This window comes from Arthrobacter pascens, assembly GCF_030815585.1.
In the GTDB taxonomy this organism is placed as follows: Bacteria; Actinomycetota; Actinomycetes; order Actinomycetales; family Micrococcaceae; genus Arthrobacter; species Arthrobacter pascens_A.
On sequence record NZ_JAUSWY010000001.1, the window covers coordinates 4,011,215 to 4,025,459 of the forward strand.

17 protein-coding genes are annotated in these 14,245 nt (G+C 64.6%); 11 read left to right on the forward strand and 6 right to left on the reverse strand.

Translation table 11 applies throughout. The features are described 5' to 3' along the window. Positions 1-26: 26 nt before the first annotated feature. The 3 genes from QFZ30_RS18545 to QFZ30_RS18555 all read right to left on the reverse strand — a co-directional run bounded on the left by QFZ30_RS18545 (position 27) and on the right by QFZ30_RS18555 (position 2,252). A complete protein-coding gene (locus QFZ30_RS18545) occupies positions 27-761 on the reverse strand; it encodes an HAD family hydrolase (protein WP_307078730.1) in 735 nt (244 codons plus the stop codon). Between the two features lie 402 nt (positions 762-1,163). Next, entirely contained in the window at positions 1,164-1,781 is a 618-nt protein-coding gene (locus tag QFZ30_RS18550) for an alpha/beta hydrolase (RefSeq protein WP_307078732.1), read from the reverse strand. 9 nt (positions 1,782-1,790) lie between these two features. Next, a complete protein-coding gene (locus tag QFZ30_RS18555; RefSeq protein WP_307078734.1) occupies positions 1,791-2,252 on the reverse strand; it encodes a MarR family winged helix-turn-helix transcriptional regulator in 462 nt (153 codons plus the stop codon). A 107-nt stretch (positions 2,253-2,359) separates the two neighbouring features. Between QFZ30_RS18555 and QFZ30_RS18560 the strand changes: the two genes are divergently transcribed. The 6 genes from QFZ30_RS18560 to QFZ30_RS18585 all read left to right on the forward strand — a co-directional run bounded on the left by QFZ30_RS18560 (position 2,360) and on the right by QFZ30_RS18585 (position 8,510). After that, positions 2,360-3,523: an FAD-dependent oxidoreductase gene (locus QFZ30_RS18560; protein WP_307078736.1), complete on the forward strand. Its 1,164-nt coding sequence runs from the start codon at positions 2,360-2,362 to the stop codon at positions 3,521-3,523. Positions 3,524-3,774: 251 nt separating this feature from the next. After that, positions 3,775-4,032 (forward strand): DUF6458 family protein, encoded by a 258-nt coding sequence (locus tag QFZ30_RS18565; RefSeq protein WP_307078737.1) that lies wholly within the window; start codon positions 3,775-3,777, stop codon positions 4,030-4,032. Positions 4,033-4,308: 276 nt separating this feature from the next. Then, on the forward strand, positions 4,309-5,115 hold the full coding sequence (locus QFZ30_RS18570) for a DeoR/GlpR family DNA-binding transcription regulator (RefSeq protein WP_307080358.1): 807 nt from the start codon (positions 4,309-4,311) through the stop codon (positions 5,113-5,115). Beyond that, complete coding sequence (locus QFZ30_RS18575) at positions 5,112-6,119, forward strand: 1-phosphofructokinase family hexose kinase (protein WP_307078739.1); 1,008 nt, start codon at positions 5,112-5,114, stop codon at positions 6,117-6,119. The genes QFZ30_RS18570 and QFZ30_RS18575 overlap by 4 nt, the downstream gene beginning before the upstream one ends. A gap of 2 nt (positions 6,120-6,121) precedes the next feature. Then, on the forward strand, positions 6,122-8,164 hold the full coding sequence (locus QFZ30_RS18580; RefSeq protein ID WP_307078741.1) for a PTS fructose transporter subunit IIABC: 2,043 nt from the start codon (positions 6,122-6,124) through the stop codon (positions 8,162-8,164). A gap of 67 nt (positions 8,165-8,231) precedes the next feature. Then, positions 8,232-8,510, forward strand: a complete 279-nt coding sequence (locus QFZ30_RS18585) for an HPr family phosphocarrier protein (RefSeq protein ID WP_307078742.1) — start codon at positions 8,232-8,234, stop codon at positions 8,508-8,510. 93 nt (positions 8,511-8,603) lie between these two features. Here QFZ30_RS18585 and QFZ30_RS18590 read toward each other — a convergent pair whose 3' ends face one another. Both QFZ30_RS18590 and QFZ30_RS18595 read right to left on the reverse strand, forming a co-directional pair. Then, positions 8,604-9,035: an SRPBCC family protein gene (locus QFZ30_RS18590; protein ID WP_307078744.1), complete on the reverse strand. Its 432-nt coding sequence runs from the start codon at positions 9,033-9,035 to the stop codon at positions 8,604-8,606. Between the two features lie 50 nt (positions 9,036-9,085). Continuing rightward, positions 9,086-9,967: a helix-turn-helix transcriptional regulator gene (locus QFZ30_RS18595; protein WP_307078746.1), complete on the reverse strand. Its 882-nt coding sequence runs from the start codon at positions 9,965-9,967 to the stop codon at positions 9,086-9,088. A 136-nt stretch (positions 9,968-10,103) separates the two neighbouring features. Between QFZ30_RS18595 and QFZ30_RS18600 the strand changes: the two genes are divergently transcribed. The 5 genes from QFZ30_RS18600 to QFZ30_RS18620 all read left to right on the forward strand — a co-directional run bounded on the left by QFZ30_RS18600 (position 10,104) and on the right by QFZ30_RS18620 (position 13,069). Further along, complete coding sequence (locus tag QFZ30_RS18600; protein ID WP_307078747.1) at positions 10,104-10,922, forward strand: MFS transporter; 819 nt, start codon at positions 10,104-10,106, stop codon at positions 10,920-10,922. Then, positions 10,865-11,557 carry an MFS transporter gene (locus QFZ30_RS18605; protein ID WP_373462861.1) on the forward strand — a complete coding sequence of 231 codons (693 nt, stop codon included), beginning with the start codon at positions 10,865-10,867 and terminating at the stop codon, positions 11,555-11,557. Before QFZ30_RS18600 ends, QFZ30_RS18605 begins: the two co-directional genes overlap by 58 nt. Before the next feature lie 111 nt (positions 11,558-11,668). Then, entirely contained in the window at positions 11,669-12,049 is a 381-nt protein-coding gene (locus QFZ30_RS18610) for a RidA family protein (RefSeq protein WP_307078751.1), read from the forward strand. 91 nt (positions 12,050-12,140) lie between these two features. After that, positions 12,141-12,671, forward strand: coding sequence for a PepSY domain-containing protein (locus tag QFZ30_RS18615; RefSeq protein ID WP_307078753.1), 531 nt, complete (start codon positions 12,141-12,143; stop codon positions 12,669-12,671). Between the two features lie 131 nt (positions 12,672-12,802). Then, complete coding sequence (locus tag QFZ30_RS18620; protein ID WP_307078755.1) at positions 12,803-13,069, forward strand: DUF7218 family protein; 267 nt, start codon at positions 12,803-12,805, stop codon at positions 13,067-13,069. A gap of 42 nt (positions 13,070-13,111) precedes the next feature. Here QFZ30_RS18620 and ku read toward each other — a convergent pair whose 3' ends face one another. Continuing rightward, entirely contained in the window at positions 13,112-14,212 is a 1,101-nt protein-coding gene (gene ku / locus QFZ30_RS18625) for a non-homologous end joining protein Ku (RefSeq protein WP_307078757.1), read from the reverse strand. Positions 14,213-14,245: the final 33 nt, after the last annotated feature.

Here is a 14,245-nt window from a genome sequence, read left to right on the forward strand (position 1 = left end):
TGAAGCGAACAGCCGGGGAGCTGGCGCTAGAGGAGTTCCTCGAGGTCGTTGACCACCATGGTGGCTCCGGCATCCAGCAGCGTCTGCCTGCCGGCGCCGCGGTCCACGCCGATCACGGAGTGGAACTGCCCGGAATGTCCGGCCTGGACCCCGGACACAGCGTCCTCGACGACGACGCATTCCTCGGTGGGAAGGTCCAGTAACTGCGCCGCGTAGTCGTAGGTGGCCGGGCTGGGTTTGCCGGGCAGGCCTTCGGCCGCCGCTACCACTCCGTCCACCACAACGGGGAAATGCCCGTTCAGGCCGGCGGCCTTGAGCACCGCCGGCGCGTTCCGGGATGAGGAGACGACTGCGATCTTCAGTCCCCGCTCCAGCGCGGCTTCGAGGAAGCGCACCGAGCCCTCGAAAGGCTCCACACCCGAACTGACGATGTCATTGAAGATCCGGTTCTTCCGGTTACCGAGCCCCTGCACCGTGGTGTTGGCGGGATCGTCATCGGTGGGGCCCTCGGCAAGCACAATGTTGCGGGACGCCAGGAAGTCCCGGACGCCGTCGAACCTTGGCTTGCCGTCGATGTGGTCGAAGTAGTCGCTTTCGCGGTATCCGGTCACGCCAGGCTGCGATGCAAGGTAGCCCTCAAAGAGCTCCTGCCAGGCCCGCTCGTGGACCGTTGCCGTGGGTGTCAGCACGCCGTCCAGGTCAAAAAGAATGGCAGAGGCGCTGGTCCAGGAAGGGCTGTTGGTTTTCAGGAGATCAGTCATGCTCGGTGCGGTGTCCTTTCAGACGGCGGGCAGCCTCGGAGGCCAGGATGCATGGGATGTGGCGGCGTCGGTGTCCGCAGGATCAGCAGCGCGGCAGGTAGGGCGTGGATGGGGAATGCCACGGCGGCCGGAGGGCTGCTGATGAAATGTCTTTATCCATCATGGGCGCCTTTGCGGTGGCCTGACAACCCGGGGGGACTGCAGCCGCGGACGGCAGCGCAGGGCAGCACTGAAACGATGCACATTCCCAGCCTCCCTTCCGGCCCAGTTCAAGGGCCGATGGAGCGGCCGAGGTTGAGTGTAAGCGCTTACAAATTTGCCGCGCAACTGTTTTTTGAACAAACGGGAGTGTGACGGAATTCTCACCACGCGCGGGACCAGTGAAGGACCCGCTAATACTGCTCAGCTGAGGACGTAGTGGCGGAGGAAGGCGCTGACATCCACCATTTCCGCCTTACACATGGCGTGCCCCATTCCGGGGTAGGTCCTGGCTGTGAGCCGGGTGTTCGCATTGAGCCATTCCTCGGTGTAAGCCGTGGCGTCCTCGTTAATCACCAGGTCCCCCTTGTCCCTCCCCCAGAAGAACGGCGGCGGGGACTCAAAAGACTCGCTCAGCGACAGCAGATCGTTGTTCAGCACAAAGCCGGACAGCCCCACGGTGGCCGTGTAGTCCTTGGGGTGCAGCCGCAGGAGCGTGCTGGCCATGGCCATCCCCTGCGAGTACCCCATCAGGCTCACGCTGCTGTGCTGCCCCTTGACCGAGCTGATCCAGGCCTGCACGGCATTGGTGGCAGTGATAACGTCCGCGAAATCGTTGGCCAGGAAGTAGTCCAGCAGGAACCATCCGTAATGATCCCCGATGTCCATGGGTGCCCGTAGTGCCGCGCAGGTAAATTCGGGCGGCAGGTGCTCAAACAGCCGGACCATCCGGGATTCGTCGGTGCCGTAGCCATGCATCATGACCAGCAGCGGCGTACCGGCCCTTTCGCCTTCCGGCTTCGACCACACAACTGTTTCCATCGGATCAGCCTAGCCAGACCCCAGCCGTCCGGCCGCTTCCTGCTGCACTGCAGCGGCTTTGGAGGAGAAATCCGCGATGGTCCGCAACTGCTCGTCACTGTAGCCCTCCAGGAGAGCCGCCAGTCCCGCCATGAAATCCTCGAAGTAGGGCGCCGCGGCGGCGGCCTGGTCCCCCACCAGTTCGATCAGCACCTTGCGCTTGTCCTCGACGTGCCGGACGCGCCGGGCCACACCCTTAGCCTCCAGTCGCTGCATCAGGCCGGTCACCGACGCCGGCGCAAGGCCGGAGTGCTCGCCGAACTCCCCAGCCGTGAGTGGCCCGAAACGCAGCAGGATATCGATCGCCTTGCCTTCGGTGGCCGACAGTCCCCGCAGTTCGGAGAGCTTCGTGTGGAACATGACTGCCGCCGTCGACAGTTCCCGTCCCGAGTGGTAGACCGCCTCAAGCAGGTCCTGACGCTGTGTCCGCATTCCCCGAGGCTAGCAAATTATTTCGCTCTGCCGAAAGGCTTTCCGGAGTGGCTCTCTAGGATTATATTTCTTTTAATCGAACGAAATATTATTCAAGGAGAACCGCCGTGCTGAAATGCCTCATCATCGGGTCCGGAGTGTCAGGCCTGGCCACGGCCCTTTCAGTGCAAAAAGCAGGTCACACCCCCGTTGTCTTCGAAGCGTACGGCGGCCCGTCGGACGGCGTAGGGGGCTTCCTTACCCTCGCCGTCAACGGCTTCGACGCCCTGGACACGCTGGGACTGAAGCAGACCGCAGCGGAACTGGGATTCAGCACCCCGCGGATGTCCATGTACCTGGGCAGCACGGGACGGCACCTGATCGACTTCGACTACGGCGGCGCCCTTCCCGACGGGACCACCGCCCGCACCCTGACCCGCTCCGACCTCTACGGCCTGCTCCGGACGGAGGCGGCCAGGCGGGGGATCCGGATCGAATACGGAAAGAGGCTCAGCTCCGTAACGGAAACCCCCGACGGCGTGGCCGCAGTTTTCGACGATGGAACCACGGCCCCAGGTGACCTGTTGGTCGGCGCGGACGGCCTCCGCTCCACCGTCAGGGCGCTGATCGAACCTGACACCCCCGCGCCCCGCAGCATTCCGCTGCTCAACACGGGCGGCATCGTTCCGGCCGGCACACTCCCGGCAGGTACCGCCGACACACAGCCAGGACAGATGAAAATGATCTTCGGCAAGCGCTGCTTTTACTGCTACATGCAGGACCCTGAGGGCCGGATCTGGTGGTTTGCCAATCCCCTGCAGCGAACATCGGAGGATCCGTCGCGCCTGGCTCCCGAGGAACTGAAGGACTGGTTGACAGGGCTCGTCACGGGCGACAGGACACCCATGGCGGCCGTCATCGGGGCCACCCTTGACATCATCAGGCCGTACTCCACGTTCGATTTTCCGAGCATTCCGCGCTGGCACCGGGGCCCGATGGTCCTGGTGGGCGACGCCGCCCATGCCGCCTCGCCGTCGTCCGGGCAGGGCGCCTCGATGGCCATCGAGGACGCGGTGACGCTTGGCCGTGCCCTCCAGGGCATCGAATCCGACGGGAATGGGGAAACTGCGGCGGCAGTCAGGGCCGCTGCGGTGCCGGTCAGGGCCGGTGCCATCGAGGCCGCGTTCACACGTTATGAAGGCGAGCGCCGCGAACGCGCGGAGGCAGTAGTGGAGTGGGGCCGGCGCAACGCGGCACCAAAGGTCCGCGGGCAGTTCAAACGGATTTTTTAGGACCTGATCCTGAAGGCCGTATTCCGCTCGCTCTCCAGGAAGGCGGCAGAGGACTTCGACTGGGTCTATCGGCACCACATCGACCGGGAGCCGGGGGCGGCGCGGCTCGGGAATTGAGGCCCGGGTTCTGCCCACCGCCGGGACACGTGATGTAGCCTGACATTGGGAAGCATGCTTAGCAAGTACGGCGAACAAGGCACGGCCGCACACAGTACCGCCCTACAAGATCAGCGGACAACAAGGAGCAAGTCATGAGAATCGGTTCCTCTATTTTCCTCATTGCCATCGGCGCCATCCTCGCCTGGGCGGTCACCCCGGGCCTCATTCCCTACGTGGACCAGACGTTGATCGGCTACATCCTAATGGCCGTCGGCGTGATCGGCCTTATCGCGTCACTCATCCTCGCGTCTCCTGGACGGAGCCGCCGGGTCAGTGAAACCCGCTCCGTGGTTGACCCCAACACGGGCGAGCGCATCACCCGGAACGACAGCCGCGACGGCCAATTCTAGCCGAGGCCCTGAAGCGCCCCGCCGTGAATCCGGAAGCCGGGTCAGACCACAGTGGTCAGGCCCGGCTTCTGCCCTGTCAGGCGAGTTTTTGTCCACTTACCGCGACTGTTGCCCGGCCCTTTAGGCGCGATAAGTGGACAAAACTCCAAAGCGTATCTGCGTTCGTGTGGTTTTCCATTGACAAACCCACACGAACACAGATAAAGTCAATGAATTCAACATCATGTGATGCCAGTCACTGACGGATTTCCCAGGACTTTACGCAACGGAGGGTATGTGTTCGCCGAGGAGCGCCAGCAGAAGATTGCCGAGCTTGTAGCCGGCAGCGGCCGGGTCAGCGTGACCCTGCTCGCGGAGCGCTTCCGCATCACTACCGAAACCGTCCGCCGGGACCTTGCCACACTGGAGACCGCCGGCACTGTCCGCCGCGTCCACGGCGGCGCCGTGGCAGCCGACCGCTTCAGCACCACCGAAGAAAGCATCAACGAACGGGCCGTCCAGCGTCCGGACCAGAAAATGCGCATCGCCCAGGCAGCCCTTGACCTCATCCCGCAGAACTCCCCGGGCAGCGTCCTGATCGACGGCGGCACCACCACCGAGGTCCTGGCCGACCTGCTGTCCCGCCGCACCGCCGTCGAACCTTCAGGGGCAACGGAACCCGGGGCTGAACTTGTGGTGATCACCCATGCGGTCCCGATTGCCGCAAAGCTCTCCAGCACCCCGGGAATCGCCCTGCAGATCCTGGGCGGCCGGGTGCGCGGGCTGACCCAGGCAGCCGTAGGGCAGGCAACTGTGGAGGCCGCCCAGCGGATCCGCCCGGACATCGCATTCATCGGTACCAACGGCATCCACGCGAGCTTCGGCCTCAGCACTCCCGATCCTGAAGAAGCCGCCGTCAAGGCAGCCTTCGTCCATTCGGCCCGCCGCATCGTGGTGCTGGCCGATTCCACCAAGCTGGACGCGGAAACCCTGGTCCAGTTCGCCTCCCTGAAAGATCTGGATACCTTGATTACAGACAGCGAACCCAGCCCCGAACTTTCCGCCGCCCTCGCGGAGGCCGGCGTTGACGTGGTGATCGCATGATCGTCACGCTCACTGCCAACCCCAGCCTGGACCGCACCGTGGCCCTGCCTGGACCGCTGGAACGCGGCGAGGTGCAGCGCGCCGTCTCCGTCAGCCAGGAATCAGGCGGCAAGGGCGTCAACGTGTCCCGTGCCTTGGTGGCCTCCGGCCTGGAAACCCTCGCCGTGCTCCCCGGAGCAGCCAGCGATCCTGTCTTGGCCGGACTGCACGACGGCGGCGTTCCGTTCGCCGCCCTCCCCATTGGCGAGCCGCTGCGCACCAATGTCGCCCTCACCGAGCCGGGTGGCGTCACCACCAAAATCAACGAACCGGGACCACTCCTGAGCACAGACCAGCAGGAAGCGCTGATCGCGCTGCTGCTGGAACGCTCGCGCGGCGCCAGCTGGGTGGTCCTGGCCGGTTCGCTGCCGCCGGGCTTCCCGGCCGACTTCTACGCCACCGTGACCCGGCGGCTGCGTACCGCCGCCGGTGACGGCAAAATGCTGAGCGGAGTGCGCATCGCCGTCGACTCCTCCGGCGAACCACTCGCCGGCGCCGTCTCCGGCAGCTCGCTGGACGGCGTGTCCGGGAAACCGGACCTCCTCAAACCCAACGCCGAAGAACTGGCGGAACTGGCTGCAGCAGCCGGCTTCGCCACGGCGTCCACCGCTGACGAACTTGAAGCGGATCCGGCGGCTGCAGCAGCAGCGGCCGCCGCCGTAGTGCGTTCTGGTGTGGGTGCTGTACTGGCAACTCTCGGATCCAAGGGAGCTGTTCTGGTAACGGCCGACGGCGCGTGGCTGGCCACGCATCAGCCGGTCGCCGCGGTCAGTACTGTCGGTGCGGGCGATTCCTCGCTGGCCGGCTACCTGCTCGCCCACGGCCAGGGCGCCGCCCCGGCCGATTGCCTCCGTCAGGCTGTGGCACACGGTGCCGCCGCCGCTTCGCTGCCGGGTTCCACTGTCCCGGCAGTCCACCAAACCACCCCGGATGCCGTAACCATCACGGCCCTTCGAAAGGATTGACAGTGACTCAGCTCATCACCACCGACCTGGTCGAGCTCGACCAGAACCTGGGCAGCTCGCCCGAGGACGTGATCCGGCACCTGGCCAGCAAAGTAGCTGCCAGCGGCCGCGCCACCGAGGCGGAAGGCCTCTTCACGGACGCCTTCGCCCGTGAACAGAAGACGGCCACGGGCGTTCCGGGCGGCATTGCCATCCCGCACTGCCGCTCCACCGCCGTCACCGTGCCCACTCTGGCCATGGCCCGGCTCTCCCAGCCCGTTGACTTCGGCGCCAAGGACGGCCCGGCGGACCTCATCTTCTTCATTGCCGCTCCTGAAGGCGCGGACCAGGAGCACCTCAAGCTCCTGTCCAAGCTGGCCCGGTCGCTGATCAAGAAGGACTTCACCGGAGCGCTGCGGGCTGCCTCTTCGCGCGAGGAAATCGTCGAGCTGGTGGAGGGTGCGCTGGCAGACAAGCCGGCCGCCCACGCCGCTCCTGCATCTGATTCTGCATCTGATTCTGCACCCGCCGGTGCTGCTGCTGCCGGCGCCGGCGCTGCTGGCCGGCCGAAGCGCCTGGTGGCTGTGACAGCGTGCCCCACCGGCATCGCCCACACGTACATGGCCGCCGATTCACTGGTCGCCGCTGCCCAGGAAGTGGGCGTGGACCTGCAGGTGGAGACCCAGGGCTCCTCGGGCGCCAAGCCCCTGGACCCGGCAGTCATTGCCGCCGCTGACGCCGTGATTTTCGCGGTGGACGTGGATGTGCGCGGCAAGGAACGCTTTGCCGGCAAGCCCGTCATCAACGCGCCCGTCAAGCGCGGCATCGACGAGCCCGCCAAGATGGTCCAGGAGGCTCTCGCCGCCGCGGACAACCCCAACGCACGCCGCGTTCCGCATTTCGGTGCCGAGGAGCAGGCTCAGAACGCGGAGATGGAAAAGGGCGAGCACATCGGCCAGAAGCTGAAGAAGGCCCTGCTCACCGGCGTCAGCTACATGATCCCGTTTGTCGCCGGTGGCGGCCTGCTGATCGCCCTGGGCTTCCTTCTGGCTGGTTTCGACATCGCCCTGGGAACCAAAGCCAACGACATCCTGGCAGCCAACACGCTGTTCAATCTTCCCGATGGCAATCTCGCCTTGTATCTGGGCACGGTCGCCTTCAAGATCGGCGCTTTGTCCATGGGCTTCCTGGTGCCCGCACTGGCTGGCTACATCGCCTACGCGATCGCTGATCGGCCAGGCATCGCCCCGGGCTTCGTTGCCGGTGCCGTAGCCGGATTTATGGGTGCAGGCTTCCTCGGCGGCATCGTCGGCGGCCTGCTGGCCGGCTACATCGCGCACGTGATCGGCACCTGGCAGGTACCGCGCTGGCTCCGCGGCCTGATGCCCGTTGTCATCATTCCCCTGCTGGCCTCCATCGTTGCCTCCGGCCTGATGTTCCTGATTCTCGGCGGTCCCATCGCCGGCCTCACCACCGCCCTTAACGGTTGGCTCTCGGGCATGTCAGGTGCGTCCGCGATCATCCTCGGAATCATCCTTGGCCTCATGATGTGCTTCGACCTCGGCGGCCCGGTCAACAAGGTTGCCTATGCCTTCGCTGTTGCAGGCCTGAGCGCCGGCAGCGCAACCAACCAGGCACCGTGGCAGATCATGGCAACCGTGATGGCTGCCGGCATGGTCCCGCCGCTGGCGATGGCCCTGGCCACCGTCCTGGACAAGAGGCTCTTCAGCCTGGCCGAGCGAGAGAACGGCAAGGCAGCCTGGCTGCTGGGCGCATCCTTCATCTCTGAAGGTGCCATTCCGTTCGCTGCAGCCGATCCGCTCCGCGTCATCCCCGCCAGCATGGTGGGCGGTGCACTTACCGGTGCCCTCTGCATGGCCACCGGCGTCACGTCGCAGGCGCCCCACGGCGGTATCTTCGTGTTCTTCGCCATCGGCAACCTGCTGATGTTCGTGGTTTCGATCGTTGCCGGAACCATTGTCAGCGCGCTGGCAGTCATCGCGCTCAAGCGCTGGGCCGTCCGCGAGCCCGCTGCTAGCGTGGAGTCCGTTCCCGCAACGGTCTGATCCGGCCCCACTCACTACCTATCCACGGCGCTGACCAACAGCCAGCCGAAAGTCAAAAGGAGAAAAAATGTCAGAACGCACCGCAACCGTCGCCAGCCGTGTAGGCCTTCACGCCCGCCCCGCCGCCATCTTTGCCGAGGCCGCCGGCGAGTTCGACCTGGACATCACCATCGCCCGCCAAGGCGAGCCGGCTGACGAAGCAATGGACGCCGCGAGCATCCTGTCCCTGATGAGCCTCGGCGCGTCCCACGGCGACGTTGTTGTGCTCCGTGCAGAAGGCAGCGGCGCAGACGACGCCCTTGACCGCCTGGTCCAGATCCTGGAAACGGATCACGACGCCGAGTAGCGGCTTCACGTCAACGGCCGCCGTCGCGCCTCTCCCCTGTTGGGGACTGGCGCGGCGGCGGCCGTTGACGTTTAAGGCCCTCCACGCCGCTGCCTAGGCCCGCTCCGCGATGTCCTTGACTTCGGCGACGAGCAGGTCCCACATGCCCTTCGAGTGTTGGGCAGCCTCTTCACTGGCATTGTTGTCCTGCGACAGCGTGAACCGCGTTTTGCCGTCCTGGTCCTCGAGCGTCCAGGTGAGCGTGTGATAGTTCTCCGGGGCGTCTTCGTCGCCGCTCAAGGCGCTGAAATGGGTGTGGACCAGGCGCTGCCCCGGTTCAAATTCGAGAATGTACCCTTTGTCCTCGTAATCCTTGCCCTCCCACTCTCCCCGCCACACGATGGGGCCGCCCACCGTCCAGTCAGTCACAAGCTCGGTCCCGAACATGAATTCCTTGACGGCCGCCGGGTCCGTTATGACGTCCCAGACACGGCTCGGCGGAGCATCAATGGTGACGGTGGACGTTGCCACATGGTTGCCTGCCACGGCGTTCCCCTTCCTGGCTGTTGGAGCGGGAGGTCCGCCCGGCACCGAGACTACTCCTGGGGCGAATGTGGCGACAGGGCGGACGCCGATGCCTGTTCATGAGGGAATCCGGCCAGAGCAGCCGCGGAACTGCTTCCCGGCGCGGCCGTGTAGGTCAGGATCCGGTGGCCGGAATCATCCGGCACGGTCAGGACCTCAAACCCCAGCTCCAAAGGCCCAAGTTCCGGGTGGTTCAGGGTCTTCTGACCTGACATGCAGTTTTCCACAGGATGCTCCGCCCACATCACCGCAAACTCAGGGCTTTTCAGCGTCAACTCACCCACGAGTGCCGCGAGGTCGGCGTCATCGGCGAACCTGCCGCAGAGCAGCCGCAGGGAGGCAACAGCCCGGCCGGCCTCGGACCGCCAGTACGGGTACAGGCTTCGGGTGGGCACGTCAAGGAAAAGCATCCGGGTCATGTTCGGGCGTCGGGAAGGAAGCTCCGGGGAGTCGAAGTCCATGTGCGAGGCGACCAGTCGATGGCCGGACACGTTCCAGGCCAGGACTTCGGTGCGCTTGCCCAGCACCACGGCGGACAAGCCCATCGCATCGATCAGGCGCTTGGTTCCCGGCCTGACGTGGTCGGGCCTGCTCCGGGAGGATTTAGTGTTCCGCCGTCGGATGCCGGACAGATCCGCCAGGTGTTTTCTCTCCACGTCGGTCAAGGCCAATGCCTGGGCAAGCGAATTGATAACAGAGTCGGAAGCATTCACGTGCTGGCCCTGCTCCAGGCGGGCGTAGTAGGTCACGCTCATCCCGGCCATCATCGCCACTTCCTCCCGCCGCAGCCCAGGAACCCTCCGCGTCCCGTAATCCATCAGGCCGACGTCAGCCGGATTCAAGGCAGCACGCCGTTTGCGCAGGAAGGCACCCATGGCCGCCGGTTCATTCATACCCCGAGTATTCCTGAACAATGCCGAACGTGGGTAGCACTGCCAGTGCTACCCACAACCCGGCGTGGCTGTTCATCACCCCACCCGGCACGGTTGAAAGGAACACGAACCCGCACTCAACGATAGGAAGCCCTGCATGACAACCCACGACACCGCACCGCCCGCGCCGGCCTCATCGGCTCAGAAGGCCGGGATGTCCAGCCGGCAGCGCCTGACGATGGTCCTGCTGCTGACCGCGAGCTTCACCTTGGCCGTGGACTTCTCTATCCTGAATGTTGCCCTCCCCAGGATTGGGGCCGACGTCGGTTTCTCCCTCGAGCACCTGCAGTGGATCGCGACGTCGTTCGCCCTCTGTGCGGCAGGCTTCACTTTGTTTTTCGGCCGGGTCGCTGACCTGTTTGGACGTAAGCGGCTCTTCATCGCAGGGATGGCACTGCTGGGCATCGGCTCCCTCGTCGGCGGACTCGCCTCGGAACCGGGACTGCTGCTGGCGGCCCGCGTGGCCCAGGGCATCGCCACGGCCGCCGTCACCCCTGCCGCCCTGTCACTGCTCACCACTTCCTTCCCTGAAGGCCCGCTGCGGGATAAGGCCCTGGGCCTGAACGGTTCCCTGATGGCCGCCGGCTTCACCACGGGCGCCATCCTCGGCGGGGTCCTGACGGACCTGCTCAGCTGGCGGTGGGCATTCTTCATCAACATCCCCATCGCGGCGTTCGTCCTCATCCTCGCACCCCGACTCCTGACTGAATCGTCCCGCGGAGAGCGGAAGAGGCTTGATGTTCCAGGCGCCGTCACCGTCACCCTCGGCCTGCTGATGCTCGTCTTCGGCATGACCACCGCAGGGGAAAAGGCTGGGCAGACCCTCTCGTGTGGGGACCGTTGGCCGCCAGCGCCGTCATGTTCACCGTGTTCTTCCTTATCGAGAAGAACACCACGGACGCCCTCATCCCCGTAACCATTCTGCGGCGGAACAATATCGCCTGGGGCAACATTGCAGGGATCCTGGCCTTCGCCACCGAAACCTCACTCGTCTTCATCCTCACCCTCTACCTTCAGCAAGTCCTCGGTTACACCCCGATTGCTGCCGGGCTGTCCTTCGCCGTGCTCGGCCTCGGCACCGTCATAGGTGGTGTCATCGCCCCGAAACTGATCGGCAGGCTCGGCTACAAAGCCACCATCGTCAGCGGGCTCACCGTCCAGGGAGCGGCCACAGGATCCCTGCTCTTCATCAACGCGGACCAGGGCTCGCTCACCCTCGTGCTGATCGCGACCTTCATCGGCGGTGTGGCCAACCTCGCGGCGATCGTCGGCTTCATGGTCACCGCCACCACAGGGCTTCCCCACACCGAACAAGGCCTCGCCACCGGCCTGACCACCGTGAGCCAGCAAATCGGCATCACGCTCGGCATCCCCATCATGAGCACCGTCATGGCTGCGTCACTCCCCCACATCTCCGGCGACCATTCCGCTGCACAGGTCCTGGGCAGCATCCTGCCCGCCGTTGGAGCCAACATGGGGCTCTGTCTCGGCACAGCGGTCTTGGTCGCGGTATTCCTGCGAAGTGCCGGATCAAGCCGAGGAAAACAGTGACCGTTCCTGCGACACAGGACTGGTTCAAGGGCCCCGGCGAGCTGTACGTTAGGCACTGCCACGTTGTGGCAAAAGATCCATGCGTCTGTTGCAGCCGGCCGAAGGGAAAGCATGCCCCGCCATCATTTCAGTCCTCGCCTCCACCAGTCAGCGGCCCCGTTTTCACATTATGTCCAGCACGGAAATACCGGATACACCGCCGGTATCATCGGCCAGCACAGTGATACGGGCGAACTGGTCTCCACCGATGCGGCCCAGCAGTGTGATGCGATGCTGACTAATCTTCAGATCCTCCTCGACGAACAGGGGCTGACGCTGAAGGACCTCCTGCGCACCACTGTTTACCTCACGGACTACCGGGACTTCGAGGCCATCAACGCCGTTTATGCGAGCCGTCTCTCCGAACCGTATCCAGTGCGGTCCACCATTCAGGTGGCCGCCCTCCCCCTGGGCGCCAAGGTCCAAATCGACACAGTGGTGGCTGCATCGTAAGTGACCAGTACCCGTTGTAGGTGAAGAGGTTTGAGAGCAGACTGGGAAGACACAACTGGAAAAGGCTGGGGAGACTAAAGAGGAGACTGCGATGCGCAAGAAAACCCTTTGGATCGCCGGCGCTGCTGCGGCAGCAGTCGCCCTTGGCGGAGCCGCGGTTGCCGCAGCCAGCACCACGCCCGGCGATGATCAACCTTTGAGCGGAACCGCCCTGCAGCAGGCCGGCGACGCGGCCATCGCACGAACAGGTCCAGGCACCGTGGTAGGCGCGGAAACGGAGAACGAGGCCAACTCGTCTTACGAAGTCGACGTTCGGCTCGACAACGGCGACAGCGTCGAAGTGAGCCTCAACGGTTCGTTCGAGGTGGTCGGGGTGGAGGGACAAGGCCAGGACGACGACGGGGCCGGTTCCGGGCCACCGCTGAGCGCCGCCGACCGGGACAAAGCAGGCCAAGCCGCTTTGGCCAGCGTTGGCCAAGGCCGGGTTGGCGAAGTGGAACGCGAGAATGAAGGCGCCACCGCCTTTGAAGTGGAGATCGTCCGCGACGACGGGTCCCAAGTCGAAGTCGAACTCGGAGCCGATTTCCAAGTACTGAACACGGGCACGCCCGAGAGTGACTGATCTGCGCTCCCCAAAAGGCAAGCAGCCTTAGTACGTCCTTGTTTTTACTGTGTGCCGGAATTAGCGTGGAAGCCTGACCCCATGCGGTCGGACAAAGCCCCGAAGGCCAGACCCGGTTGAAGGAGGATGACATGCCCGGCAAGAAGAACCCGAGCGTGAAGGATCCTAAACTATACGAGGAACTCCGCGACGACGGAGCGTCCAAGCAAAAGGCGGCCCGCGCCTCCAATGCGGCCGCCAAGAAGGGACGGTCCGCGGTGGGACGCAAAGGCGGCAAGTCCGGCGACTACGATGACTGGACTGTCCCCCAGCTCAAGGCGAAGGCCAAGGAAATAGGCCTGACCGGCTATTCCGCCAAGAAGAAGAGCGAACTTATCTCCGCCCTCCGGAACTCCTAGGCGGCGGCCATCCCCGGACCAGCTGCGAGACCGCAGGCAGCGTCACGCACCCTTGCGCGCGCGGGCGGGGGAGGACTTGGCGGACGCAGCGGGTTCAGACTTGGCTGCGGGTTTTCGGGATGTGGCTTTGGCTGTGGTGGCTTTGGCAGTCGTCTTGGCCCCGGCCGTCTTAGGCTCTGCACTCTTGGAAGCCGAACTCTTGGATGCCGCACCTTTGGTGGCACCAGTCTTGGTGGCAGCAGTCTTGGAAGGGGCCTTGGAGGCAGTCCGCGTCCCGGACCTGGTGCCCGATTTGGCAGGGGCCTCGTCCGCCGACTCTTCGCTGTCTTCGTCAACGGAGGACGCGGCCGAACCACCTCCACGTTTCCGGTCCAGGCTGCGCTTGAGCGCCTCCATCAGGTCGATCACTTCACCCTTGCCTGCCTCCCCTGCCTCAACCCCGAACGTCTCCTCAGTGTCCAGGGAATCGCCCTTCTCCAGCTTCGCCTCGATAAGCTGGCGGAGCTGCACCTGGTAATCGTCGGTGAAGGCGTCGGGCTCAAAGTCTGCGGCCATGGACTCCACCAGGGCTGCGGACATCTCACGCTCCTGCGCGGAGATCCGGATGGACGTGTCCAGGGACGGGAAGTTGGCTTCCCGAACCTCATCAGGCCACAGGAGGGACTGCAGTACCAGCACGTCATCCTTGATGCGCAGGGCACCGAGCCTCGTCTTGTCCCGCAGGGCGAACTGCACAATGGCCACTCTGTCCGTGTCTTCAAGCGCACGGCGCAACAGGACGTAAGCCTTGGGAGATTTGGAGTCCGGCTCCAGATAGTAGCTCTTCTCGAACATCATGGGCTCCAGCTGCTCGGACGGCACAAACTGCACCACCTCGATCTCGTGGCTGTTTTCGGCCGGGATCGCCTTGAGCTCCTCCTTGGAGAGCACCACGGTCTTGCCTTCGTCCTCGTAGGCCTTCTCGATGTCCGAATAGTCGATGACTTTGCTGCAGACCTCGCAGCGGCGCTGGTACCGGATCCGGCCGCCGTCGGCGTTGTGGACCTGATGGAGGCTGATGTCGTGGTCCTCGGTGGCGCTGTAGACCTTCACAGGCACGTTGACCAGGCCGAACGCGATGGCACCTTTCCAGATGGCTCTCATCCCTCAAGTGAACATCAGACTTGGCCGGAGGTG